This is a genomic window from Methylophaga sp. OBS3 (genome assembly GCF_026319325.1).
Lineage (GTDB): Bacteria > Pseudomonadota > Gammaproteobacteria > Nitrosococcales > Methylophagaceae > Methylophaga.
In genome coordinates this window covers 317,509-343,888 of record NZ_JAPDMU010000002.1, presented here as the reverse complement: position 1 = coordinate 343,888, position 26,380 = coordinate 317,509, and the positions used below count along the sequence as shown (strand labels likewise).

Annotated in this window: 25 protein-coding genes; 6 read left to right on the top strand and 19 right to left on the bottom strand. The window is 44.8% G+C overall.

The annotated features are described in order from the left end of the window. The first annotated feature begins 249 nt into the window (after positions 1-249). A complete protein-coding gene (locus OMP94_RS06055; protein WP_266277223.1) occupies positions 250-1,302 on the top strand; it encodes a DUF5924 family protein in 1,053 nt (350 codons plus the stop codon). Here the strand turns inward: OMP94_RS06055 and OMP94_RS06050 are convergent. From OMP94_RS06050 to OMP94_RS06040, 3 genes are all read right to left on the bottom strand, one after another. Continuing rightward, positions 1,299-1,751: a TerB family tellurite resistance protein gene (locus tag OMP94_RS06050; protein ID WP_266277221.1), complete on the bottom strand. Its 453-nt coding sequence runs from the start codon at positions 1,749-1,751 to the stop codon at positions 1,299-1,301. The genes OMP94_RS06055 and OMP94_RS06050 overlap by 4 nt on opposite strands. A gap of 61 nt (positions 1,752-1,812) precedes the next feature. Next, positions 1,813-2,931, bottom strand: a complete 1,119-nt coding sequence (locus tag OMP94_RS06045; protein ID WP_266277219.1) for a GNAT family N-acetyltransferase/peptidase C39 family protein — start codon at positions 2,929-2,931, stop codon at positions 1,813-1,815. Continuing rightward, positions 2,918-3,988 (bottom strand): DUF2817 domain-containing protein, encoded by a 1,071-nt coding sequence (locus tag OMP94_RS06040; protein ID WP_266277217.1) that lies wholly within the window; start codon positions 3,986-3,988, stop codon positions 2,918-2,920. The genes OMP94_RS06045 and OMP94_RS06040 overlap by 14 nt, the downstream gene beginning before the upstream one ends. Before the next feature lie 166 nt (positions 3,989-4,154). Between OMP94_RS06040 and OMP94_RS06035 the strand changes: the two genes are divergently transcribed. Continuing rightward, positions 4,155-5,639, top strand: coding sequence for a RimK family protein (locus OMP94_RS06035; protein WP_266277215.1), 1,485 nt, complete (start codon positions 4,155-4,157; stop codon positions 5,637-5,639). Between the two features lie 55 nt (positions 5,640-5,694). Here OMP94_RS06035 and OMP94_RS06030 read toward each other — a convergent pair whose 3' ends face one another. Continuing rightward, complete coding sequence (locus OMP94_RS06030) at positions 5,695-7,791, bottom strand: TonB-dependent receptor (protein WP_266277213.1); 2,097 nt, start codon at positions 7,789-7,791, stop codon at positions 5,695-5,697. Between the two features lie 153 nt (positions 7,792-7,944). On the opposite strand from OMP94_RS06030, the gene OMP94_RS06025 reads away from it, so the two are divergent. From OMP94_RS06025 to gdhA, 3 genes are all read left to right on the top strand, one after another. After that, complete coding sequence (locus OMP94_RS06025) at positions 7,945-8,844, top strand: DnaJ C-terminal domain-containing protein (RefSeq protein ID WP_266277211.1); 900 nt, start codon at positions 7,945-7,947, stop codon at positions 8,842-8,844. A 15-nt stretch (positions 8,845-8,859) separates the two neighbouring features. Next, the gene (locus OMP94_RS06020) at positions 8,860-10,230 is read left to right on the top strand and encodes a DegQ family serine endoprotease (protein WP_266277207.1); all 1,371 of its coding nucleotides are present in this window, start codon (positions 8,860-8,862) and stop codon (positions 10,228-10,230) included. Positions 10,231-10,376: 146 nt separating this feature from the next. Then, on the top strand, positions 10,377-11,720 hold the full coding sequence (gdhA, locus tag OMP94_RS06015; RefSeq protein WP_266277205.1) for an NADP-specific glutamate dehydrogenase: 1,344 nt from the start codon (positions 10,377-10,379) through the stop codon (positions 11,718-11,720). Between the two features lies 1 nt (position 11,721). Here the strand turns inward: gdhA and OMP94_RS06010 are convergent, their stop codons facing one another. Continuing rightward, a complete protein-coding gene (locus tag OMP94_RS06010; protein WP_266277200.1) occupies positions 11,722-12,108 on the bottom strand; it encodes a hypothetical protein in 387 nt (128 codons plus the stop codon). 203 nt (positions 12,109-12,311) lie between these two features. Between OMP94_RS06010 and OMP94_RS06005 the strand changes: the two genes are divergently transcribed. Next, positions 12,312-12,629: a hypothetical protein gene (locus tag OMP94_RS06005; RefSeq protein ID WP_266277198.1), complete on the top strand. Its 318-nt coding sequence runs from the start codon at positions 12,312-12,314 to the stop codon at positions 12,627-12,629. A gap of 86 nt (positions 12,630-12,715) precedes the next feature. Here the strand turns inward: OMP94_RS06005 and OMP94_RS06000 are convergent, their stop codons facing one another. From OMP94_RS06000 to atpE, 14 genes are all read right to left on the bottom strand, one after another. Next, positions 12,716-14,833: a TonB-dependent siderophore receptor gene (locus tag OMP94_RS06000; RefSeq protein ID WP_266277194.1), complete on the bottom strand. Its 2,118-nt coding sequence runs from the start codon at positions 14,831-14,833 to the stop codon at positions 12,716-12,718. Between the two features lie 288 nt (positions 14,834-15,121). After that, on the bottom strand, positions 15,122-16,045 hold the full coding sequence (locus tag OMP94_RS05995; RefSeq protein WP_266277192.1) for a PstS family phosphate ABC transporter substrate-binding protein: 924 nt from the start codon (positions 16,043-16,045) through the stop codon (positions 15,122-15,124). A 29-nt stretch (positions 16,046-16,074) separates the two neighbouring features. Next, positions 16,075-16,293 (bottom strand): hypothetical protein, encoded by a 219-nt coding sequence (locus OMP94_RS05990; RefSeq protein ID WP_266277190.1) that lies wholly within the window; start codon positions 16,291-16,293, stop codon positions 16,075-16,077. A gap of 30 nt (positions 16,294-16,323) precedes the next feature. After that, positions 16,324-17,484, bottom strand: coding sequence for a Na/Pi symporter (locus OMP94_RS05985; RefSeq protein ID WP_266277188.1), 1,161 nt, complete (start codon positions 17,482-17,484; stop codon positions 16,324-16,326). A 153-nt stretch (positions 17,485-17,637) separates the two neighbouring features. Next, the gene (locus OMP94_RS05980) at positions 17,638-17,976 is read right to left on the bottom strand and encodes a zinc ribbon domain-containing protein YjdM (protein WP_266277186.1); all 339 of its coding nucleotides are present in this window, start codon (positions 17,974-17,976) and stop codon (positions 17,638-17,640) included. 510 nt (positions 17,977-18,486) lie between these two features. Next, positions 18,487-19,194, bottom strand: a complete 708-nt coding sequence (locus OMP94_RS05975; protein WP_266277184.1) for a hypothetical protein — start codon at positions 19,192-19,194, stop codon at positions 18,487-18,489. Positions 19,195-19,252: 58 nt separating this feature from the next. Beyond that, complete coding sequence (gene glmU, locus OMP94_RS05970) at positions 19,253-20,614, bottom strand: bifunctional UDP-N-acetylglucosamine diphosphorylase/glucosamine-1-phosphate N-acetyltransferase GlmU (protein WP_266277182.1); 1,362 nt, start codon at positions 20,612-20,614, stop codon at positions 19,253-19,255. 131 nt (positions 20,615-20,745) lie between these two features. Beyond that, entirely contained in the window at positions 20,746-21,168 is a 423-nt protein-coding gene (locus OMP94_RS05965) for a F0F1 ATP synthase subunit epsilon (protein WP_266277180.1), read from the bottom strand. An 18-nt stretch (positions 21,169-21,186) separates the two neighbouring features. After that, positions 21,187-22,563 carry a F0F1 ATP synthase subunit beta gene (atpD, locus tag OMP94_RS05960; protein WP_266277178.1) on the bottom strand — a complete coding sequence of 459 codons (1,377 nt, stop codon included), beginning with the start codon at positions 22,561-22,563 and terminating at the stop codon, positions 21,187-21,189. Positions 22,564-22,612: 49 nt separating this feature from the next. Next, on the bottom strand, positions 22,613-23,479 hold the full coding sequence (gene atpG, locus OMP94_RS05955; protein WP_266277176.1) for a F0F1 ATP synthase subunit gamma: 867 nt from the start codon (positions 23,477-23,479) through the stop codon (positions 22,613-22,615). A gap of 14 nt (positions 23,480-23,493) precedes the next feature. Beyond that, positions 23,494-25,035 (bottom strand): F0F1 ATP synthase subunit alpha, encoded by a 1,542-nt coding sequence (gene atpA / locus OMP94_RS05950; RefSeq protein WP_266277174.1) that lies wholly within the window; start codon positions 25,033-25,035, stop codon positions 23,494-23,496. Between the two features lie 25 nt (positions 25,036-25,060). Continuing rightward, positions 25,061-25,591 (bottom strand): F0F1 ATP synthase subunit delta, encoded by a 531-nt coding sequence (locus OMP94_RS05945; RefSeq protein ID WP_266277172.1) that lies wholly within the window; start codon positions 25,589-25,591, stop codon positions 25,061-25,063. A gap of 12 nt (positions 25,592-25,603) precedes the next feature. Continuing rightward, positions 25,604-26,074: a F0F1 ATP synthase subunit B gene (locus tag OMP94_RS05940; protein ID WP_266277170.1), complete on the bottom strand. Its 471-nt coding sequence runs from the start codon at positions 26,072-26,074 to the stop codon at positions 25,604-25,606. A gap of 42 nt (positions 26,075-26,116) precedes the next feature. After that, complete coding sequence (atpE, locus tag OMP94_RS05935) at positions 26,117-26,350, bottom strand: F0F1 ATP synthase subunit C (RefSeq protein WP_266277168.1); 234 nt, start codon at positions 26,348-26,350, stop codon at positions 26,117-26,119. Between the last annotated feature and the right edge of the window lie 30 nt (positions 26,351-26,380).

The window sequence follows — 26,380 nt, the reverse complement described above, 5'->3', positions numbered from 1 at the left end:
GATAAATATATAATTGTTCTAGAAAAACGCACGACAACACTCCATTGACTTCTTGAAAAGTCACTGGATATTACTGATCGTTACTGCTAATGTAAATGATATTTATTCTCATTACGTAAAAAGCTTTGTAAATATCCCCCTTTTTACGTTCTGAAAAGTCACGATAACTTTGTGTTTTGTCACAAATCTTAGCGATAAAAGATTAAAGAATGTTGGTTTTAGCGGGTTTAGGGCAAAATATGCACCGTTATGCCAAATTCATCACCAGCCATTTCATCTGTAAGTACATTGCAAACAGTTAAATCACTGTTAATAAAGTTGATCGCCTTGGCCCAGCGCTATCCAGGCTTAATTGCTATTTTTGGTTTTATTTCGGGCGCAGCTAGCTTCTTTTTTGTCGAACGTAGCACTTCTATTGCCCAAGGCATCACGATAGTTTTACTGCTTAGTTGGCTATTTCTGATCCTTGAAAAAGTCTTAAGAGATCTTTTACTACGTTATTTCCATCTAAGCTTTCCTCCGGCTGTTATGCATTACTTAACGCAGCTTGTGCATCAGGAAAGCCTATTTTTCGCGCTGCCATTTTTCTTGGCTGTCACAACTTGGGATCACGGTCAGTCAGTATTCACTGCTCTGTTAATTATCTGTGCGCTTGTCTCGGTAATTGACCCTGTCTACTACCAAAAACTCGCCAAACGTCGTGAGCTGTTTTTACTGTTTCATGCCTTTGCGTTGTTTTCAGTCATGTTAGTTAGCCTGCCGGTGATATTGCAAATGACCACCACGCAAAGCATCGCTTGGGCACTATTAACCGTCATTGCGTTGAGTTTGCCGAGCTTAGTTAGGGTGTTTCAATATCGTCGGTGGTGGCGTTTGCCGGCATTATTACTGATGCTAAGTGTATTAGCCGGTGCGTTGTGGCAGGCAAGAGGTTGGATACCACCAGCATCATTACGATTAACTGAAATGAGCCTGTCGCAAGAAGTTGACCGCCAACAGCTTCAACATGGTCAAGCGATTAATAGTATTAGCCAAACACAGCTTAAACAAAGTGGTCTGTATGCTTGGACAGCCATCAAAGCACCGCGTGGACTACAAGAAAAAATCCACCATGTATGGGTTCATAACGGCAAACAAGTCGACCGGATTACATTGGAAATTAATGGTGGTCGTGAATTAGGCTATCGCGCCTTTAGCTATAAAAGTCATTTCCCAGAACAATCCGCCGGTCGTTGGCAGGTTAAAGTGGTAACGGACTCTGGTCAATTGGTTGGCTTAAAACGTTTTAACGTAACAAATTAACTGTCACTAACTTTGAGTTTTGCGGCAATGAAGTCGTTATGGGCTACGTGTAACAGACTCGCTATACGTCGAATTACATGTTGTTCAACAGCTTGAATAGCATCATCCGCTGCCGCCATTTGCCACAAAGCCTCAATAAGCTGAATTTTTTCAGCCATGCTGTATTGCCGGTTGATTTCGCTGGTAAAAGCAAAATAATCGGTCGCATCTTGATGGGCTTTTACGGCATCGTGAAACAGCGCCTCAGCAGCGTCATCTGTTAATTGAAACTGTTTTTTTAATAAGCCTTTGAGTGTTTCTACTTCGGCGATATCTTGCTCATAATCCGCCGTCATTACTTCAACCATCAGGGCGGCGGCAGCTAACTTTGGTGAGTTTTGTACTTGTTTCGCCAAGGTGGCGTTATCGTCAGTTTCTGGGTTTAACAAAGATTTAATGGCATTCAGCATAGTTCAACGTTTCACTGCAAAGGCTTAATACAAAGCTCTGACTGTGATCAGCTAAGCAAGTTCAATTTTTGAGTACAACCGCCGCTTGATAACGTGGCTTACCGTAACCCAACAAACGGTTAAATTCTCTATGGGTCACCGGAATATAGAGACTATCGGTAAGCGTTTTGTCATCATCCCAATCAATATCTGGATCATGAAAATACACAAAGGTATCGGATATTGAAGCGAGCACAACCCAATGTGGTGACTTATTTTGATTAAGCCGATAAGAGCTTATCAAAACCACAACTAATGCCCCAGCATCCAAATGCTGACGTAACAAGTTCACATCCATTGACTGCACTTGCTGATTGATATTTGAGGCATCAATTTGCTGCACAAAATCTTGATGCACACACTCAATCACCTGCTTTTTATCATCACTACGCACGCCATTGATAAATGGTACTTCGTCGCTATTGGTGATTAACGTAGTATCAAACCCACGCCGCCAAGCCGATAGTGCCAAGCCTTGGGCACTACAGCCACCATGACCTGACGTCATAAAAATAGTGGTCGCTTCCCGCCAAATTTGTAACTCTGTAATACGATCTAGCGGCGGCATTTCAGGATTCAGGGTTTTCATCGCCATCATTAAACTGGCGGGGCCACAAGTAAAGTCGGTGCTTTGCGAATAATGTACAACTTGGTTCTGCAGAGTATGTGGCTCAGGTTGCAGCACCTTCATCATACGCATAGCATCAGTGTGATCTTCATAAAAGTCACTGACGACATCAAACTGCTTATAGCCTAAATTTTCATAAAGCCGAATGGCGTTATGGTTATCTGGTCGAACTTCTAGACGGATAAAACTTCGACCGGCAGCCAAAGCTGCTTTTTCAGCCGCAGCCATCAGCGTGTTGGCAATGCCTTGTTTACGATGTTCCGGAGAAACGGCTAACGAATAAATCCGCCCTAGTGACGTGCCCCGTGAATACAACACCAAAACATAACCGGCGAGTTGCTGGTCTTTTTCCGCCAGCAATAACAACGCATTAGCTTTGTTGATCATCCATTTGAAACTACGCCGAGACAGCCTATCGGTATCAAAACACGTTTTTTCCAACGCCAGCAATACATCAACATCTTGTAATGTTGCCGTGCGAATCGTGATTGTTGCCGAATCAGTTACTGCCATTTTGGCCGCTGAGCCCTTCCAATGCCATTTCAATTACCTGACGACCACGGAATAACACTAGTTCCTGCCACTGGGTTTGATCGGGGCAGAAGAAATCTTGGATGCCATGTTTTGTATCCAAGGTTTGCTGATCCGACCAATCAATTTTGCCAGACTGCTGTAATAGATAATCAGCGTAAAGAACCCGCAACATTTCACTGTTCCCAAAACTACCAAACTCTAGTGTCAGGAAACAAACATGCTCACCTTGTGCGTGCCAGAAATAGTCATGTAGACCATGTTTAACCCCTGAGCTTGAAGTACCCATCGCAGGCTCAGTGACGGTGGCACCAAATAAATCTCGGGCCGTTTGTGTGGCTTTACTGTCATGCGGGTGATCACAAATCAGCTCACCATAACCATAAGGGCCAAGGCCGCTATGAATGTCTATGACAACAATCTGCTCACGTTTTTCAGGTTTAATTTGCGCGGCTAACTGCTCGATAACTTCCCGTGACCAACTGGCTTTATCACCACCGTAGTAAAGCGTATCTGACTGTTGATATTGTCCCTGACTCAGGGCATCAAATAACTCGCGTTGAGCACCGACTTTATCCATATCGGCACCACTTTGACTTAATTCCTGCCAGATTTTTAATGCCTCAGCAGAGTCCGGTAATTTGCCACTAAAGTCGACAAAGTTGCGGTTTACATCAACACCTTCGTGATCATTTCGACTCGCCCAAGCAAATCCCCATGGGTTGAGCGCATGCACTAATACAACACATATATCAGGGGGTAAGCGACGATGGCGACTGATAAAGTCAGATTGAATGGCAGAGCCGACACCGCCTTCCACGCCGTGCAATCCAGACACCAAGACCAGTAGGTTTTTAGCTTTAGGATTACCGGCCCAAGCGATATCGCAGAATAACTTTTCGTTTTTGGGGCCTTTAAGCGGGTGAGCAATATTGTTCACTCGCTCAACTATCGAGCTGGTTTCAACAGATGAAACAAACTTATCCCGTGCACCAGCATAACGTTGTGAAAAGACGCTCAAAACAGCTTCTGCATACATAGCATCGACACTCCCACTGCAAAAATTTTGGCGAAGAATAGGTGTTTTTGGTGATTTTGACCAGTAAATCACAAGTCTGGCAAAAATTTTTAGCACAACCATGACACAATGACTTTAAGATGCACAAATAGAACGGTGAAGTCGCCAAGGAGACGCCAACAAATCTATGAGTAACCATCTGATAATAGTAGAAAATATCGACGACTGGGCCCCATACTTCCCCAGCGCACAAGTCATTGCTGTAGACGATTATTTGCAAACGTCGACGCACAGCCTGAATGAACGTGCGCAAATTATTAACCTCTGTCATAGCCTTGATTACTTGAGCCCTGGCTACTACTGTTCAATGGTTGCAGAAGCTCGTGACCATCGCGTGATCCCAAGCTTACGCACCATCAATGATCTTTCACGGAAAAGTCTTTACGCGTTTGATCTCACAGACCTCAGCGATAAGCTCGATAAAGTTATCATGGCAAGTAGCAAGCAAAGCGAAGCCAAGTTTCGTTTGAAAGTCTTTTTTGGCCAATGTGAATTTAAAGCACTGCAAAAGCTTGCTCGGCAGATTTATGAGCAATTCCCCTGCCCTATTCTGGAAATTGACTTTACTAACAAAGGTCACTGGCTGATCAACCGTGTCGGTGCCGGTGCGATTGATACGCTCACTGAAAGCGAGCAAGATTTATTTGCCAATGCTTTAGACGCATTTAGTCACAAATTGTGGCGAAAACCATCAAAACGTCGTCAATTTCGCTACGATATGGCGATTTTGCATAATCCTGAAGAAAAAATGCCGCCGAGTGATATGACGGCATTAAAACGTTTTATTGCCAGTGGTAAACGTCTAGGTATTGATGTTGAACTAATTACACCGCGAGACTACATTCGTTTAGCTGAATATGATGCGCTGTTTATTCGTGAAACCACCGCGATTCATAACCATACCTATAAGTTTGCTCGTCGTGCGGAGAGTGAAGGGTTAGTGGTTATTGATGATCCGACGTCGATCATTCGCTGTACTAATAAGATTTATCTGAAAGAACTGCTGGAGAAGCACAACCTGCCAATGCCTGAGTCGCACCTGTTGTATCGTAATGACAAGGCAGGGCTTGAGAAAATGTGTGAAACCGCGGCCTTTCCATTAGTAATGAAAATTCCTGATGGCGCATTTTCAAAGGGCGTTATCAAAGTAAATAACGCTGAAGAACTGCGTCTAAACGCGGCTGAGTTTTTCCAACAGTCAGCGATCATATTGTTACAGGAATTTATGTTTACCGATTACGACTGGCGAATCGGTGTTTTTAACAACAAGCCGCTATATGCCTGCCAATACTTTATGAGTAAAGGCCACTGGCAGATATACAACCACAACACGAAAAAAGGTACGGCTTCTGGTAAATCCAGCGCCATCCCTATTTCAGAAGTACCCGAAAAAGTACTTAAAATCGCTACAAAAGCGGCGAAATTGGTTGGAAATGGCTTGTATGGTATCGATATCAAGCAGAGTGGGTCTCGCGTTGTCTTGATTGAGGTCAACGATAACCCAAGTATTGATAGCGGTGTCGAGGATGCCTACTTAGGTTTGGCACTCTATGACGATATTATGCGTGAGTTTTTAAACCGTCTCGAGCAACGTAAAACGCTCCGCCAATAATGACGGCACAAACAAAAACGGCTCCAATAGGAGCCGTTTTTTTGAAGTATCACTACTAAAAAGCGTAGCTTGCCCCAAAATGTAGATAGCGTTTTTCACCAACGAAATAACGATAGTTTAAAGGGAATCCACCAAAGTCAGCACGCTCCGCATATTCGGTATTAAATACGTTTCGTAACTGACCATACAGTTTCAAGTTACTGTTAACTTGATGAGAAACATACAAGTTGAAAACATCATGGCCTTCATACTTCTCAGTGTTAGCATCATTTAGGTAATACTCACTCATGTGCACCCATTCAAGCTCTGCGCGCGTTTGAGAAGTTGCATTCCAACCAAGACGAATATTGCCCGTACGTTTAGGAGCGGTAACCAAATAATTGCCGTTTTCAATATCCGTATCTGCACGATCAAAATCATATTCATGCTTTGCAAAAGTCATATTCGCAGCAATATCAAACTGCGCTGAAAACGGATAGAAAGCACCAATTTCCAGGCCTGTATGATTAGTTTTGCCATCATTAACATTGATATCGTTTGTGTCGGTAAAGAAATAGTCGCGCTTCTTCATATGATATGCTGCCACCTCATATTGCAAACCCTCACCTAATTTTCGAATACCAATTTCAATACTATCGATGGTTTCTGAATCAGCACTAGCCCCAGCATTGTTTTGTATGCGGTACAAATCCGTTGTTTGCGGTGCACGATTGCCACGGGCGTAGTTGATAAATGCACTAGTGTCTTCTGTTAATTCTTGAACTAAGCCTAACTTGGGACTGAGGTTGCTAAATGTATCTTTACCATCAGCAGGTCGGAAGTAACGATCAAATTCACCACCACCATTAGGTCCTACACCATCAGCACCAACCGAAATGGCGCCATCAGTAGTTTGGTTGTTGTAATCATATTTGGTGTATTCGTAACGAAGACCAGCAACCAATCGCGTTTTCTCTAAGACTTGCCATTCACTGTGGATATAAGGAGCAATAACGGTGGCATCCACTTCATAATCATAATGCACGCCCTGAGGAACACCAGGACCTGGATTTGTCTCTTGATCCTGTACTTCAGAAAGCTCACCCTCGGTATATTCAAAGTCAGTACCAAAAATAACCTTATGACCGCCATTTAAGTCGTATGTAAGCGCAGATAATAGGCCGACACTGCTATGGCTATTTTTCTCAGTTGGCTGGCCTGGTAAAAAGTGCATCAAGAAATCCATGTCCGTATGCCGGATATATGGGGTCAGACGAAATGTTGAATTATCATCTAACTGTCGTTCCCATTCCGTAGATAAGCGGTATGATTGTGCGTCACGATAGGCTCTTATTCCGCGATCACGGTTCGGATTACTGCGTGAGAGTCTTTCATCCTCATACGCTTTAAATCCAACAATATAGCCCGGCGTATTTTGATTTAAATTAGTGGCACTAAAAATAGTTTTAAAGCTGTCTTGGTCACCATAGTAGTCATGGCGGAAAGTAACCTTTTGCTGATCATAGCCACCATCTTCCGCATACCCACCGTCAGTTGTCCCATTAACACTCAAACGATAGCCATGACGGCCCTCTGTGTCACTGATAGTGCCTTTTAATTTATATAAATCATGGGGCCCAACAGACACATCTATTTCTCTTTCAAGATCCAATGATGGTGCGCGAGTCAGGAAGTTAATCAAACCATGCACAGCATTTGAACCATAGAAAGCGCTACCAGGACCACGTACCACTTCAACACCACCAGCTTGTTCGTAATTAGCTTCAAACAAACCGTTTACGTTTGCAAAGCCTGCTGCACGTAGCGGAATACCATCTTCCAAATACAAGAAAGAGCCCGCTCCCGCACCGCCAGACAAGACTGGGGAACGGATAGATGTTAAATGCTCTTGCCCATTACCGCGCTGAACATTGACGCCCGGAATACGATTAACAATCTGATTGACATGGTCAGGACGAACCAAATCAATCTCTTCTTCTGATATACGGCCTGTGTTTCCTGCGACCTCCAAAAGAGGTGACTCGCTGCGCGTACCCGTTACCACTAGCTCATCAAGCGATGCAGCCGACTCTGCTTCCTCGGCAAATACGGCATATGGCGTGTTCACCGCTGCCAATGCAATCAGCAAAGGCAGTTTTTTAACTTTAAGCATGGCGAAAAAATCCCTGAAAAATCGTGAAAAGTTGGCAAACTTTAGCACACCAATCCCCCGCTTCAACTCAGGAAAAAACTGAATTGCCTTGAAATTAGACACCTCAAACCCCATTAAAGGCACAATTTCGTTTTCAATCTTTATCGTGGCGACATGGAATACAAAGACTATTACAAAATACTTGGCGTCGACCGCTCTGCTTCAGCGGAGGAAATTAAAAAGTCCTACCGTAAATTGGCTCGCAAATATCATCCCGATGTCAGCAAAGAGCCCAATGCCGAAGATAAATTCAAAGAGCTCGGCGAAGCCTACGAAGTGCTGCGTGATCCTGAAAAAAAAGCACAATACGATCAATTTGGTGGCCAATATCGTCACGGACAATCTTTCACCCCTCCACCGGGATGGCAAGACAGTGCTGGCGGTTTTGGGCGAGGTAACTTCAGTAGCTTCTTTGAAAACATGTTTTCAGGCGGCATGGGTGGCGGCGCTCGAGGAGATAGTTTCTTTGCCAAAGGCGAAGATGTTACGGCCAAAATTACCATCACCTTAGAAGAAGCCTTTCATGGCACTAATAAAACGGTTCGTCGACCAACCGGTGCAACCCAGACGGGTACGGTAAATGTCAAAGTCCCTGCTGGCGTCAGTGCTGGACAAAAAATCCGCTTATCCGGTCAAGGTAAAGCGGGTATGGGCGGTCAGGCCGGTGATTTATTCTTAGAAATCCAAATTGCCAATCACGCTTTTTTCCGTGTTGAGGATAAAGATATCTATTTAGATCTGCCCTTAGCACCTTGGGAGGCTGCACTAGGCACTAAAGTTACCGTACCGACGCTTGCTGGCAAAATTAGTCTGAGTATTCCTGCCGGTGCGCGCAGTGGTCAGAAAATGCGTTTAAAAGGCCGTGGATTGCCAGGTAAAACTGCCGGTGACCAATTTGTCGTATTACAAATCCAAACGCCTCCCGCTAGCAGTGACACCCAAAAAGTTTTGTATCGCAAAATGGCTGACAGTTTTGAGTTCAATCCTCGAGAAGCCTTGGAAAAAGCGTTTTAAGGAGTGCCCACCAAGATGATCCGTTTTAAGTCTGCATTAGTTTGGCTGGCAGCATTAACGCTGTTAGGGCAAATCGCCTTTGCTGCATTGCCATTCCCATGGTTAAACGACGATCAGAAAATGCCCACGTTGGCGCCGATGTTAGATCGCAGTAAACCTGCCGTTGTGAATATTGCCACTCGAGCAGAAGTACAGGTTCGTGATAACCCCTTAATGAGCGATCCATTTTTTCGACGCTTTTTTAATCTGCCAGATCAGCCTCGCACACGTCAGGCACAAAGCCTTGGCTCGGGAGTGATTTTCAATGCTCGTGAGGGATTGGTATTAACCAATAATCATGTAATTCAACGTGCCGATGAGATCACCGTCTCATTATTAGATGGTCGCAGCTTTCAGGCTGAAGTGGTGGGTACAGATCCAGCAACGGATATTGCTTTAATTAAAATCCCAGCTGAAAACTTAAATTCATTACCGCTCGCAAACTCCGACAAATTGCAGGTCGGTGATTTTGTTGTAGCGATTGGTAATCCGTTTGGCCTTGGTCAAACCGTGACTTCGGGTATTGTCAGCGCCCTAGGCCGAAGTGGTTTGGGCCTAGAGGGATATGAAGACTTTATACAAACCGATGCGTCGATTAACCCTGGTAACTCCGGCGGTGCGTTAGTCAATCTTCGCGGCGAATTAGTGGGTATCAACACGGCGATTTTTTCTCCACAAAATGCCGGCAATATTGGTATCGGCTTTGCTATTCCGAGTAATTTGGTTAAACAAGTAACCGACCAATTACTAAAATACGGTGAAGTTCGCCGTGCTTACGTCGGTGTGCAAATGCAGGAGCTAACGCCAGAACTCGCACAGGCATTTGATATCGAATTCAATCGTGGCGCTGTGATAACACAAATTGCCCCTAACTCTGCTGCTGAAAAAGCGGGTTTAAAAGTGGGTGATATCGTCACGGCTGTCGATGGTGTTTCTCTGCAAAATGCATCAAATATCCGTAATGCAATTGGCTTGGTCCTAGTTGGGAAAACCATTCGGTTAGATATTATTCGTGCTGGCAAGCCCATGACGGTTGAGGCAACCGCGACTGAAGTTGCTGCAAACCAACAAACGGGTAATGTGCATCCGAAATTATCGGGTGTGACCTTTGAAGATATTGACCAAAACTCACCGTACTTTGGTCAAATTGAAGGCGTACTTCTGTATAAAGTCTTGCAAGGCAGCCCTGCTTACCAAGCGGGTTTGCGTGAGGGCGATATCATCACCTCGGTTAACCGCCAGCAAGTCACCTCGCTAGAACAGTTCAAACCTATGGTGCAGAACCAGCCTGAACTGCTGCTAAACATCGTACGTCAGGATCGCGCCTTGTTTTTATTGCTGCGCTGATTCAATATCAAACTGACGCTAGCCTAGCTGGCGTCAGACACTACAACTATTTGGTAAACCTGTTGTCGGAAAAATAACACGCCCCAGATGCCGCGGACGGTGCATCATTAAAGCGGCACCCAGCTCATTCATTGCAAAGGTGCATTATGACCGCTACACCACAAACCATAGATTATCTTTACGAAAAAATCGTTGCACGTAATCCTGGTGAAACTGAGTTTCATCAAGCATTACATGAGGTTTTAGAAACCTTAAGCCCTGTACTGGAAAAACATCCAGACTATGTTCGACATAAAGTTATCGAACACTTATGCGAGCCTGAGCGACAAATTATCTTTCGGGTACCTTGGCAGGATGATAATGGTGAGCTGCAAATCAATCGTGGCTTTCGGGTTGGCTTTAACAGTGCCTTAGGCCCTTACAAAGGTGGCTTACGTTTTCATCCAAGTGTCACGCTTGGCACCATTAAATTTCTTGGCTTTGAGCAAACTTTCAAAAATGCATTAACCGGGCTTCCAATTGGCAGTGGTAAAGGCGGATCGGACTTTGACCCTAAGGGCAAATCTGATAACGAGGTGATGCGTTTTTGCCAAAGCTTTATGACGGAGCTTTATCGTCATATTGGTGAATCAACAGACGTACCTGCCGGTGATATTGGTGTGGGTAGCCGTGAAATTGGTTATCTTTTTGGGCAATACAAACGCATTACCAACCGATATGAGTCAGGTGTTATCACCGGTAAAAGTCCCGGCTGGGGCGGTACTGTCATTCGCAAAAAAGCCACCGGCTATGGTGTGGTGTTTTTTGCTGAAGCAATGCTTGCCAATCAAGACATTTATCTCAAACGAAAAACCTGTGTGGTATCCGGCTCAGGTAATGTCGCCATTTATGCTATGGAAAAGCTGCGTACAGTTGGTGCCAAAGTCATTGCTTGTTCAGATTCAGGCGGTGTCATCATTGATAAGCACGGCATCGATATCGATACAGTTGTAAAAATCAAAGAGATCGAGCGCGGCCGGATCAGTCGTTATATCGAACATCACCCGCATGCTGAGTACATTGAAAATGGCAATATCTGGGATATTCATTGTGACCTGGCATTCCCCTGTGCCACCCAAAATGAACTCAATGCGAGTGATGCACAAACATTGATAAAGAATGGTTGTATCGCCGTTTGCGAAGGCGCCAATATGCCATGTACACCCGAAGCCGTTGCCTTATTCCTGAAAAATAATATTGCCTATGGGCCGGGTAAGGCTGCCAATGCTGGCGGTGTTGCTTCATCAGCCCTTGAAATGCAACACAACGCAACACGAAGCTCAGGTTTTGAATATAGCGAAGAACGGCTACAGGAAATCATGGTCAACATTCACCGACAATGTTGTAAAACCGCTGAAGAGTTTGGTGTGCCGGGAAATTATGTGGTCGGCGCCAACATCGCAGGTTTTCGACGCGTAGCCGATGCGATGTTAGCGTTTGGTGTTATCTAAATTAAGCGACTTTAGCGTGATCCGAAGCACGGCGGCCGGCACGATTACGTCGTGCATCATTGTCTAGCGTGACTTCATCACTTATTGTGTTTAAACGACGATCTGGTTGATGTCGTCTATCAGCAAAATGTTGAAAACGACATTCGCACTGCCCGATACGGTCACAGGCATTTAAAGGCAAGGTAGGTGCTTGCGTATTAAGAAAAGTGATTTTTGCAGTTTGCACTGCGGCTTGGCAGGCATTACCACAAGCTCTGACTTGTACCGCAGCATAAGGTTGAAGCCGGCCTCTATTTGGCGAGTAACGCACAGACACAGCCGGTTTCAAAAACGAATAGCAGTAGTAAATTAGCGCCGTGACAATACAGGCCAATACCAACATCTCCATCCGAAATTCCTTTTATATATATATTGCTAAGACGCTATTTATGCACTTTTTCGCTGGCAAGTGCAATGCTATTAAGTTTATGAAAATTAATGCCTAAATGGCTAAATCTTTGTTTTTACAATTTTTTACAACTCTTGACCCAACTTCGCGTTGCAAACAATTAGCCTAGTAATCGTAGTAAGTATTAAAGCGAGGTTAATGTTATGACAGCACAATATTTGAAAAAGTCCGGCATTATTTTATTGGTAACCGGCATGTTGATGGCCTTTTCGGTTAATCAAGCAAAAGCAGATGTTGATGTGCATATTGGTCTGGGTTTCCCGATTTATAGTGGCTATCACCACAATGGTTACTCACACCATAACTATCATAAAAAGCATTATTACAAGCACAAACATCATTACAAACATAACAAGCATTACCGCCATAATTCACACTATGATCATGGCCGTCATTACAAACGTGATTATCACTATGATCGCCACCATATCTATCGTAGCGGTCACCGTTACTGGCATTAAAAAAAAGGCCCACCAACTCTGGTGAGCCCAAACCTAGCAGTTGCTAGTGAGAGATCGATAAGCCCTGCCTCGGCAGGGCTTTTTATTTAAAAGCTATAGCGCACGTTGGCCGTTACGTTACGACGTTCACCATAACCACAGTCGAAACCATCACCACGACACCATGAGATGAATTCTTCATCCGTTAAGTTTTTTGCATCCAGTGTGAAATCCCACTGATCAATGCTGTAACCTAACATTGCGTCATATAAGGTTTCTGAAGGAATTTTTGGACCGGCACCAGCGCCATAATCTGAACCGACATTGTCACCGATATAACGAATACCAGCACCAACACGCCAGTTATTACCTAGATATAACTTGTTCCACCATGTTGCGATTTGCTCAGCAACATAAGGCAAACGCTCACCCGTGCTGTCATTCTTCGCATTCAAATCGGTATAACCCAATTGTGTTTCGAAGTTATCCCATCGTTTGTTGATTTGTAATTCCCAACCATCAACGACGGCACCAATCTGCTCAACACCACCTGGTGTTGCACCATCGCTAATACGATTTTCTTGGGTAATATCAAAGTACGCCACCGTAATCGCTAAGCTTTTATCTGGTGATAAATACTTGATACCGACTTCTTCTTGATCGCCCGTTGTTGGTTTGAGGGTATTGGCTGCCGCTGTACCATCATTACCAAGGTTCATGCTGAAGGCTTCGGCATAGCTGACATAAGGCGACAAACCATTATCAAAGCGATACATCAAACCAATACGACCTGTCGTTTCTTCTTCATCACTGACGGTATCAGGCCCGGTTAACGCTAAAGTCCGGTTTTCGGCCCAGTCATGACGTAAACCAGCAGATAACACCACTTTGCCAATCTCAATATGATCGGCAACATAAACACCGGTTTGTTTGATTTCATTATCAGGGCGATCTTGTGGATTCAAAACCTGATCCTGCAAATTACCGTATTGCGGATCAAACACATTAATCGTGCCGCCTAAGCTCCGGCCACTGAAGTAATTGTCTTGTTCCCACTTGGCATCTTGGCGATCAATACCCACAACCAAATTATGGCGAGTAGCGCCTAGATCAAAGACACCGTTTACCCGAGCGTCGATGTTAAAGATTTGCGTCTCAGCATCTGCCATAAAAATAGTACGATTCACCAGGCCATTAGTTGCACTTGGGTTTGAAGGAATATCAACCCAGTGTTCACGCGTTTCAGAGCTAGAATCGGTATAACGGGCTGTCGTTGAGAATGTCCAGTTATCGGCAAACTGATGATCAAAAAATACCGTTACTTCTGTTTTTTCACGGTCATATTTATCCCAGCCCGGTTCACCGACAAAGGTTTCTGAGCCAATGTAACCTTGGCTAGCTCGGTCTAAAGTACCGTCTTGGGGTAAGAACTGGGCAGAGATTTGCCCTTTGTTTTCTTGGCGATTAAACAACAGTGATAAACGCGTTTTATCGCTGATATTCCAAGTGAACGATGGTGAAATCATGTAACCATCATCTTCAACATGATCGACTTGGGTATCACTGTCTCTTTGCAGACCGACAATGCGATATAAAAACTGCTCATCGTCATCAATTGGGCCGGTCACATCAAACGCAATTTGTTTACGATTGAATGAACCGTATTGTCCCCAGATCTCACCACCTTTTTCTGCTTTTGGTAGTTTTGACACGCTATTAATCAAGCCACCCAGATCGCCTTGGCCATACAGCATGGAAGATGGACCTTTCAGGACTTCAAGGCTTTCCAACGCATAGATATTGGTACGGACACTGTTATAGGAGCCATAAACTTCACGAAGACCGTCCCGATATCGGCCAGCATTTATGCCACGCACACTGGCACCATCAATACGTGTATCCAGACCAAAGTTACCCGCATAAACACCAGGCGTATAAAGCAACGCATCTTGAATCGTTTTGGCACCGGTGTCTTTCATAAACTCAGGGTCCACGATAGAGACCGAAAACGGCTGGTCTTGAGTAGGCACTGCCAACTTACCAACCTTTGGTTCTTTTTCCAGCTCGATATAGCCTAATTCATTGGCATTTTGAGAAGTAACAGATACCGTTGGTAACTCGACACTGCTGTCGGTTGTTTCTTCGGCGAGCACAGGTGTGACCATAAACAGAGATAAAATGGCCGGCACACAATAAAGCTGTCTTGTGATGGCAGATTGATTCATAAATAGACCCAGAAATTATTATTAAGCCAAATGATAACGATTTAGATTTGCGGATCGTAAAGATATGAAAAGAACCTGTCAACAGCAGACTTTGTAGGGTTTTTAGGGATTAGTTCGTGATAGACAGTGTAGAACTGGGGTGACTGAATTTATAAAAATAGGTCATCGATGACCTATTTTATTGATGAAACCACATCATCAATTCAGGATCTGCGGGGATTGATGACGTTGAGGAATAAAAAAAGGCGGCGCCATCATTACGACAACACCGCCTTCCCATCTGCACATTTACTGAAGCTTTGACAAACTGTCTTGATAATTAGTTTCAGCAATCGGCATATAACCTGTGAAATGTAACCAACTACGCAGATTGGTAAAGTAATGCTGCAAAAACGGCTTTAAATTTGCCTTTTCCTTTAGCGATGTCTCATTCACATATAAAAATAACGGACGAGTAAACGGCTGATAACTACCATCAGCAACGGTTTCAATAGATGGATACACCGCACCCTGACCATTATCAACTGGGATAACTTTTAAAGTATCCCAATGACGGTGGTAAGCACCAATACCAAAGAAGCCTATCGCATTTTCATCTTTAGCAATTTGCGCAGATAAAAACTCTTCATCTTCACTGGCCACATAGTCGTGACGGCTTTGGCGTGTTTCCCCTGTGACATGGGTCGTAAAGTAATCGTAAGTACCCGAATCCTGACCACGACCATACAACGATAACGGTTTATCAGGCCATTCAGCACGTACTTGCTGCCACTCGTTGATCTTGCCTTCGCTTTGCTCAGACCACATGGTGTTTAGTTCTGCCATTGAGATATCGTCAACCCAAGTATTTTTTGGATTAACAACAATCGCCATCGCATCCATCGCCACCGGCAATGTTAAAAAGGCAATATTGTTTTCCTGACACATTGCCCGCTCTTCATCGTTGATTGGACGTGAGGCATTACTCACATCAGTTTCACCACGACAAAAAGCTCTAAAACCAGCACTTGAACCCGAATAGTTCACCGAAATGCTGGCATCATGCGTATTTAAAAAACGATTCGCAGCCTGCAAAGTGATTGGATACACCGTACTCGAACCATCCACCATAATCGTGGCATCGGTAATTTGTGTAGCGGTTAAATCCTGTTCGGCACAGCCAGCGACAGTCAGTGCCAACAACCCCATCAATGGATAATACTTTTTCACCATATCTCTCCCGAAATTAACGGTTGGTATCGTTAGTTCTTTTGCGTTTTTAAAGACTTTCTCAAGTCTTCCCAAAAGGTTTTGAGACTGGTGAACTTGGTCTCTACCGCATCAAAATATTGATCTAAGTGCTCGATCATTTCGTGTTGCTCATGCTCGCTTTCAGACGGCATACCCGCTTCCAATTCTTCGATCGCTTGCTTCAACTCTCTGATGCGCAGCTGTCTTTCTTGTGGTGTTAACTCTGACATGTTGATTTCCCTATTTATGACGTTATCTACTTAAAACAACTGGCTCAAACCGATGATGAGCAACGGAATCGCGAAAAACACACCGCCGATGTAGGCAACCACATACATCTTGTTTTTCTGTGCGTAGAAAGCCAAAGTCTCAGCCATTTTGATTGGCACCTGACGTAATAAAGGCAATACATAAATCACAGCGATCGCCAGTAAGTTAAAGCCCAGATGAATCAAGGCAATTTGTAATGCCAACTGTGCTGTTGGCCCTGAAATCGCTGTTGCAGCAAGCAATGCCGTAATCGTCGTACCGACATTCGCACCAAGGGTAAAAGGATAAATCTGTCTGATATTAAATACGCCCGTACCTGCCAGCGGCACGATCAACGCTGTTGTTGTAGAAGAAGACTGCACCAGAACCGTGATAATCGAACCAGATGCCATACCTGAAACCGGGCCACGACCGACTGCACGATGCATGATGTCTTTAGCACGACCAACCATCACTTTACGTAACACTTTGCCGATAGCGGTCACCACAAACAAAATCATGGCAACACCAATCAGAATTAAGGCAACACCAGACCAAATGCCAGGTAACCAGCCAGTAATCATTGATAAGAAGTCAGTAGCAGGCGATAAGAATGCCTTCATGAAATTCATATCTTTCATGCTCACGCTGGCATCAGACACTAAATAGCCAGATAAGAATTCAGCACTACGTTGGAGTGGACTAAATAACAACTCTAGCGGCAGCAAAATCGCCACAGCAAGAATATTAAAGCTGTCATGCACCGTCGCGGCCGAAAATGCCCGGCGGAATTCCTCGCCATTTCTAACGTGACCAAGGCTAACCAACGTACTGGTCAAAGACGTACCGATATTGGCACCCATAACCATTGGAATCGCGATATTTAAAGGTAAACCACCCGCGACCATACCAACGATGATCGACGTCACCGTACTCGAGCTTTGAATTAACGCAGTCGCCACAATACCAATAATCAAAGCAATGATCGGATTAGAAGCAAAAGCGAATAACTCTTTAGCATTACTGGCCGTTGCAATCTTAAAGCCACTACCGATTGCCCCAACAGCAGCTAACAGTAGATAAACTAATACGGCGACCGTTAACCAGGCTTGCCAGTTAGACTGCGAAGCCTGCGAGTTAATGGATGGATTTTCTTGTGCGATTGATGACATTAGCAAACACTCCGTTGATTAAGCGTTTTGCTAATTTAAAGGCGGTATATGACTAGATGATGACTAGTCGAGGTTTTTAATCACCCAGTCATGATAGGAAACCTAGCAACCTTCTGTTCAGGCGTTATATAGCAATAGATATTGCCGTAATGCTTACACTTTTTTAACAAACTGTGACTTCAACTTCATCGCGCCAAAGCCATCAATCTTGCAATCAATATCGTGATCACCGCCCACAAGACGAATGTTTTTGACCTTCGTGCCGACTTTGACCACCGATGAAGAGCCTTTCACTTTAAGGTCTTTAATCACCGTTACCGTATCGCCATCAGCCAACACATTACCGTTGGCGTCCAGTATTTGATCTTCTGTTTCATTTACCGTGCTCTCCCCTGCCTGCCACTCATGGGCACACTCAGGACAGATCAGCATTTCTTGATCCTGATAAGTGTATTCAGAACCACAGGCCGGACAATTTGGGAGATCGCTCATTGATATTCGCTAATTAGTTTGGCAAAGACGGTATTGTAACTTAGCAAGGCTAGTGAGCCTCTGCGAAATCAGCACTTAATTGAGATAAAGACCTTACTCCCGTCTATTGCCGCTAAAAATTGGCTTCACTTTATAGATTAAGTGGACGCTTGTTTGAGCGTAGCGACAAATTTGTCTGGAACAAATTTGGACGCCGAAGGCGCCCGAAGGGTGAGCGACAGGGATGTCGCGAATCAATTTTCGACCACGCCATCAAACAAGGTTAATTTTTGGATGAAGACAATATCGGGTGCCTTTTTGTTTGGTTCGTTTATTTTGGGCATGCACAAATTCGTCGGGAACGAATTTGGACGCCAGAGGCGCCCGAAGGGTGAGTCACATGGATGTGACAAATCCAATTAAATCACACCTCGCGGTAGCGTGAGGAAAAAATAACTAAACATCTTTAGACGATGCTGGCTGCCACCCCATTGAGTCTAGATGCACTATAGACCTTTAACCCGGTTCTTTCTATTTCCCTTTCAGACTGACCCAGCTTAACTCGTCGCCAACTTTTAAACCTATATCATCAAATGTTGTGCTTTCATCATTAATAAATTTTTCATCAATGACCTCGTTTGTCTTGCTGTTCACTAAAATCCATTTTTTCCCATATTGATCTTTGGTTTCACTCTCATCATAAAAGTGCATCGCGTAGTCCAATAAGTCTTGCCAAGTCTCATTAGGTGATGACGTCTCAATAGAGACTTGATTTGGGAAGGTCATCCTAACACCTACTCGCTCCCTACCTATATCTCTTCTAGACGATTTAGCAATATCACGGCTTTCGTCTTTTTCTGAATCAATAACTGATTCAGATAACAGTTTCAATTCAGCCTTAAGTTTAGAAATATCATTCTCACCTTCTAAACTTTTAAGTCGTGTGTCAATTTTTTCTAGTTTATCAACGAAGTCAGAGTTTTCATTTCTAACTTCTGTATTATTTCCACCACTCAAAATAAATCTTCGCATCGAGTCGCCATAAGCCTTCAACTCGGGCATTGCAACCTGTGATATTGTTTTCGCGTCGGTTTTAATTTCTGTCAATGTGTCAGTAGTTTTTTCTGATACTTTGTCTGCTTGGTTTTTGATTTGAAATGTTATCCAAATTGCCACAACAGCAAGTACCAGCGACGCAACACTTGCAATGAATGAAATTAATGCAAAACCTGACTCCATGTTCAATCCTTGTCTAGTTATCTACTTGTCACAATCCAGCGACCTGAATAGCGCACTTCTACTTCTTAACCGGCCTCTTCCACCCTTCAACCGTCTTCTGCTTAGAAACAGTCAAAGTAAGTGCATCCGCTGGTGCCGTTTTACGAATCGTCGAACCCGCACCAATCGTCGCACCATCTTCAACCGTTACCGGTGCAACTAACTGCGTATCAGAACCCACAAATACGCGATCACCAATAATCGTACGGTGTTTATTGGCACCATCGTAGTTACAGGTAATGGTACCCGCACCGATATTTACATCTGCGCCCATATCGGTATCGCCGATATAGCTAAGGTGATTTACCTTTGAACCCAAACCGATATTGGCGTTTTTGACTTCAACGAAGTTACCAATCTTGGCTTTTTCAGCTAATACCGTACCCGGACGTAAACGTGCAAAAGGCCCAACAGCACAGTTAGCACCCACTTCGGCATTTTCGATGATGCTGTTTGGCAAGATCTTAGCGCCTTGGTGGATGGTGCTATTGATGATGATGCAGTGAGCACCGATCTCAACATTATCAGCGATGGTGTTTTTGCCTTCGAAGATAACATTGATATCTATGGTGACATCTTGCCCCGCTGTTAGGTCGCCACGAATATCGATACGAGCTGGATCACGGAAAGTGACACCTGACATCATTAACTCGGTTGCACGTTTTTGTTGGTAGTAGCTTTCCAGCTCAGCGAGTTGCACCCGGTTATTTACACCGGCAACTTCCATTTCATCTTCACAGATAACCGAACCAATCTCGATGCCTTCACTGACCGCTTGAGCGATTAAATCGGTGAGATAGTATTCGCCTTGGGCATTATTATTATCGAGCTGGTTTAACGCTTGCGTTAACCACGCTGAGGGAATACACATAATGCCGGTATTGATCTCATTGATCATTTTGGTTTCTTCGTCAGCATCTTTTTCTTCGGTGATGCAGACCATTTGATCATCAAAATCACGAACAATACGGCCATAACCTGTTGGGTTATCTAATAAGGCTGTTAGTACTTTTAAGCTGTCTGGTGCGGCACAGTTGATAAGGTCTTGCAGTGTTTCCTCAGTAATCATCGGTACATCACCGTATAACACCAAGGTTTGTTCACTTTTGGCAAAAGCGGCTTTGCCCTGCTCTACGGCATGGCCTGTGCCTTTTTGCTCATGTTGCATGACGGTATCAATGCCTTGTGCCTCAAGATAGGGCACGACTTCATCTGCACCATTACCACACACGACAGTTAAGCTAGATGGATTAAGCAGCTTAGCGGTATCAATAACGTGTTGGAGTAAGGGTTTGCCAGCCAAGGTATGCATGACTTTTGGTTTGGCAGATTTCATGCGGGTGCCTTTACCGGCGGCGAGAATAATAATAGACAGTGACATAAATAGCTTTGATTTAAATGGGATAAGGCATTCTAGCAGATTGGTTATGACCGTTTGTATGCGTCAGCCACCATTCGATAGGCAAAAAAAAGGCCGTCACTAGGACGGCCTCGTATGCAGGATCAGGTTTCTTAACGGCCTTTGCCTTTACGCATACGTTCAATGCTGCGAAGTTGTGCCATTGCTTCTGCCAATTGGGCAGCTGCTTCAGCATAATCAACTTTATCTGTTTTATCGTGTAGCGCTTTTTCAGCCGCTGCTTTCGCTTCTAACGCTGCAGCTTCATTAACGTCATCCGCACGTAATGCGGTATCCGCCAAAATGGTCACTACATGCGGTTGCACTTCCAGGATACCGCCTGACACATAAAAGTGTTCTTCACCGCCGGCTTTCAACAGGCGAACTTCACCTGGTTTCAAACGCGTCAGTAATGGCGCGTGACGTGGGTAAATACCCACCTCACCTTGTTGTGCAGAGGCGATAACCGCTTCTACAGAGCCAGAATAAATCGACTCTTCAGCACTTACGATATCAACATGAATTGTCATAGCCATTAGCTACCTCCCAAGAGATTAGTACTTTTTGGCTTTTTCAATTGCTTCGTCGATGGTGCCAACCATGTAGAACGCTTGTTCTGGCAGTGAATCGTATTCACCATCCAGAATGCCGCGGAAACCAGCCAGAGTATCTTTCAGTGAAACGTATTTACCAGGTGCACCGGTAAATACTTCAGCAACGAAGAATGGCTGCGACATGAAACGCTGAATTTTACGCGCACGAGATACAGACAATTTGTCTTCTTCTGACAGTTCGTCCATACCCAAGATAGCGATGATATCTTTCAGCTCTTTGTAACGTTGCAGTGTGTTTTGAACGCCACGAGCGATTTCGTAGTGATCGTTACCAACTACTAATGGGTCCAACTGACGAGAAGTTGAATCCAATGGATCGATTGCTGGGTAGATACCTAATTCAGCAATTGAACGTGACAGTACAACGGTCGCATCTAAGTGAGCGAAGGTTGTTGCTGGTGATGGGTCAGTCAAGTCATCCGCAGGTACGTATACCGCTTGGATAGAAGTGATAGAACCAACTTTAGTAGAGGTGATACGTTCTTGCAGAACACCCATCTCTTCAGCCAGTGTAGGCTGGTAACCTACCGCTGAAGGCATACGACCTAACAACGCAGATACTTCTGTACCGGCCAATGTGTAACGGTAGATGTTATCTACGAAGAACAGTACGTCACGACCTTCGTCACGGAAGTACTCAGCCATAGTCAGACCAGTCAAAGCAACACGCAGACGGTTACCTGGTGGCTCATTCATCTGACCGTAAACCAACGATACTTTATCGATAACGTTTGAGTCGGTCATTTCATGATAGAAGTCGTTACCTTCACGGGTACGCTCACCAACACCAGCGAATACCGAGAAACCACTGTGCTCGATCGCGATGTTACGGATCAATTCCATCATGTTGACGGTTTTACCAACACCGGCACCACCGAACAGACCAACTTTACCACCCTTAGCAAATGGGCAGACTAAGTCGATAACTTTGATACCTGTTTCTAACAATTCGTTGCTAGCAGACAGTTCGTCAAATGTAGGTGCTTTACGGTGGATACCCCAGCGCTCTTCTTCGCCGATATCGCCTTTTTCGTCGATTGGGTTACCCAGCACGTCCATGATACGGCCCAGTGTTTTTTGACCAACTGGTACGCTGATGGCTTTGCCAGTGTTGCTAACAGCCAAGCTACGCTTCAGACCGTCTGTACTACCCATAGCAATAGCACGAACAACACCGTCACCTAATTGTTGTTGAACTTCCAAGGTCAAACCGACTTCTTCAACCATCAAAGCATCATAGACTTTTGGCAGACTGTCGCGGGGAAATTCCACGTCAACGACCGCACCGATAATTTGTACAATCTTTCCAGAGCTCATCTTGCTTCCTCTTTCCAATAGGTTCGGGCTGCTCAGCCCTTTATTTCAGTTATACCGCAGCGGCACCCGCAACAATCTCGGAGATTTCCTGTGTGATCGCAGCTTGGCGAGCTTTGTTGTAAACCAACTGCAGATCATCAATAAGGTCGCCGGCATTGTCAGACGCATTTTTCATTGCAATCATGCGCGATGCTTGTTCAGATGCGATATTTTCAACAACACCCTGATAGACCACGGACTCAATATAACGGACCAACAAATCGTCCAAAACTTCTTTGGCATCTGGCTCGTAAATGTAGTCCCAGTGATGAGACATTTCTTCACTTGGTGCACCAGGTGTTGCTGGTAACAAACGAATGAATTTATCTTCTTGGGTCATGGTGTTAACAAACTCGTTGTACACCAGATACAAACTATCAATTTGACCCGACTCATACGCATCCAACATCACTTTGATGGAGCCGATTAATTCGTGAACACGTGGTGCATCACCCAACTGAGTGACTTGAGCAACCATATTCACCGGCAAGCGGCTGAAAAACGCAGAGGCTTTTTGACCGATAGCACAAACGTCAATTTGTAAGCCTTTTTCAGACTTTTCACGAATGTCTTTCAGAACTTCTTTGAACAAGTTGTTGTTCAAGCCACCGCATAAACCGCGATCAGATGACACAACGATATAACCAACTCGTTTGGTCTCTTCACGATCCATCAAATATGGATGTTTATACTCAGGGTTGGCAAAGGCCAGATGCTGAATAACATTCAGAATCTTTTCAGCATAAGGCCGTGTTGCCGCCATGCGTTCTTGAGCTTTACGCATTTTACTGGCAGCCACCATCTCCATCGCAGAGGTGATCTTCTGCGTGCTTTTGATGCTTGCTATCTGCGTGCGTATCTCTTTACCGCTAGCCATGAATTATGCCTCGCTTACCAGCTGCCGTTAGCTTTGAATTTTTCAATGCCGCTGCGCATTTGGCCAGCGATATCGTCATCAAAATTGCCTGTTGTGTTGATGGTATCCATCAACTGCGCATTTTCTGAACGCATGTTTGCTAACAGGGCTGCTTCAAAAGAACCAACTTTGCTAACGTCAACATCATCCAGGTAGCCTTCGTTGGCTGCGAACAGCGAAACCGCCATTTCTGCAACTGACAGTGGTTGATATTGTTTTTGCTTCATCAACTCTGTAACGCGTTGACCACGGCTGATTTGTGCACGAGTTGCTTCGTCAAGGTCAGAAGCGAACTGAGCAAATGCCGCCAATTCACGGTATTGAGCCAAGTCCAGACGAATACCACCACCCAATTTCTTGATGATCTTGGTTTGTGCAGCACCACCAACACGAGATACCGACAGACCAGCGTTGATAGCAGGACGGATACCAGCGTTGAACAAGTCAGTTTCTAAGAAGATCTGACCATCTGTGATCGAAATTACGTTTGTTGGTACGAATGCAGATACGTCACCAGCTTGTGTTTCGATGATTGGCAATGCAGTTAATGAACCAGTTTGGCCTTTAACTTTACCGTCAGTGATTTTTTCAACGTAGTCAGCGTTAACGCGCGCAGCACGTTCCAGCAGACGTGAGTGAAGATAGAAAACGTCACCTGGGTATGCTTCACGACCTGGTGGACGACGCAGCAACAGTGATACTTGACGGTAAGCCCAAGCTTGTTTCGTCAAGTCATCATAGATGATTAGTGCATCTTCACCTTTATCACGGAAATATTCACCCATCGAGCAACCAGCGTATGGTGCGATAAATTGCAGTGCAGCAGAATCAGAAGCTGATGCAGCAACGATGATGGTGTGATCCAGAGCGCCATGCTCTTCTAATTTACGAACAACGTTCGCGATAGAAGACGCTTTTTGACCAATCGCAACATAGATACATTTAACGCCTGTACCTTTTTGGTTGATGATGGTGTCAACAGCGATAGCAGTTTTACCAGTTTGACGGTCACCGATGATCAACTCACGTTGGCCACGACCAACTGGGATCATTGCGTCGATTGATTTCAAACCAGTTTGGATTGGCTGATCAACTGACTGACGAGCGATAACGCCTGGTGCTACTTTCTCAATTGGAGAAGAGCTTTCTGCAGCAATATCACCTTTACCGTCGATTGGTTTACCCAGTGAGTCAACAACACGACCCAACAGCGCTTCGCCAGTTGGCACTTCAAGAATACGACCAGTACATTTAACTTTGTCGCCTTCTGAAATATGTTGGTAACCACCCAGAACAACGGCACCGACTGAGTCGCGCTCTAAGTTAAGAGCCATACCGAAGGTGTTGCCTGGAAACTCAAGCATTTCCCCGGACATGACATCGGCAAGACCATGAATACGCACAATACCATCAGTAACACCAACTACGGTGCCTTCGGTACGTGCTTCAGTTGCCCCGTCAAAGCTCTCAATACGCTTTTTGATCAGGTCACTGATTTCTGCTGAATTCAGTTGCATCTCTGTTTCCTCTATAACGGGCCGGTTAGCGAATCGCGCTGGCCAGTCTGTTCAATTTACCTAAGGCAGATCCATCGATAACCAGATCGCCTGCTCGAATGATTGCGCCGCCTAGCAGTGATTCATCAACTTGTTCAGTCAATGTAATTTCTTTGCCAAGACGATTTTTCAATGCGGCTGCGATTTTGGTTTTTTGCTCATCTGTCAAAGCGCGAGCCGTGACAACTTCAGCTGTCAGCATTTGCTCTGCTTCGGCACGCAGTTGCTCGAAGAGTGTGGCAATTTCTGGTAACAACAGTAACCGGTTATTTTCGGCTAACAGCATTAAGAAATTGCGTGCATCGGCGGATAATTCACCCACCACATCACCGAGCAGATTAACAGCCTGTTCATCACTGACCGATGGATTGGTCAGAATCGCCTGCACTTCAGCAGCTTCTGCACATTGTGCAACTACTTGCAGCTGATTTGACCAAGCCTGCAAATCGCCTTTTTCTTGCGCCAGTGCAAAAACAGCGGCTGCGTAAGGGCGTGCGATGGTTATTGCTTCTGCCATCCTATGATTCCTCTAGATTTGGCTGACCAATTCATCAAGCAGCTGGGTATGCGCTTTATCGTCGATTTCACGACTAAGAATCTTGCCAGCACCAGCCAATGCGACTGATGAGACTTGGCTTCTTAATTCGTCACGTACACGATTTGCTTCCTGTTCAATCTCTGCACGAGCAGAGTTCAGGATGCGCTCGCCTTCTGTACGCGCATTGTTTTTTGCTTCATCAACAATTTCGTTACCACGACGTTGTGCTTGTGAAACGATTTCGCCTGCTTGGTTTTTGGCTTCATGAATGACTTGCTGGGCACGTTTTTCAGCCAGCTCTTGTTCATGACGACCACGTTCAGCAGCTGCCAGACCATCGGCAATTTTCTTTGTGCGTTCTTCCAACGCCTGCATGATCGGTGGCCAAACATACTTCATGCAAAACGCGACAAAAACCGCAAATGCAATCAATTGACCTATCAAGGTTGCATTGATATTCATGCTAATACCTCTCTGTTATCGCTAAAGGGGTTCAAAAAATCCTTAACCCGCGACCGCGAACAGAACGTACATAGCCAGACCAACTGCGATCATTGGTACCGCGTCAACCAGACCAGCAACCAAGAAGAAGTTAGTACGCAGCATTGGGACCAATTCTGGTTGACGAGCAGAAGCTTCTAAGAAACGACCACCTAACAGACCAACACCAACTGCAGCACCCAGTGCACCCAGACCAATCATCAGAGCACCCGCGATGTAAACTAAACCCATATCCATTTTTTCTCTCCTACAACTAAGTAATGACTA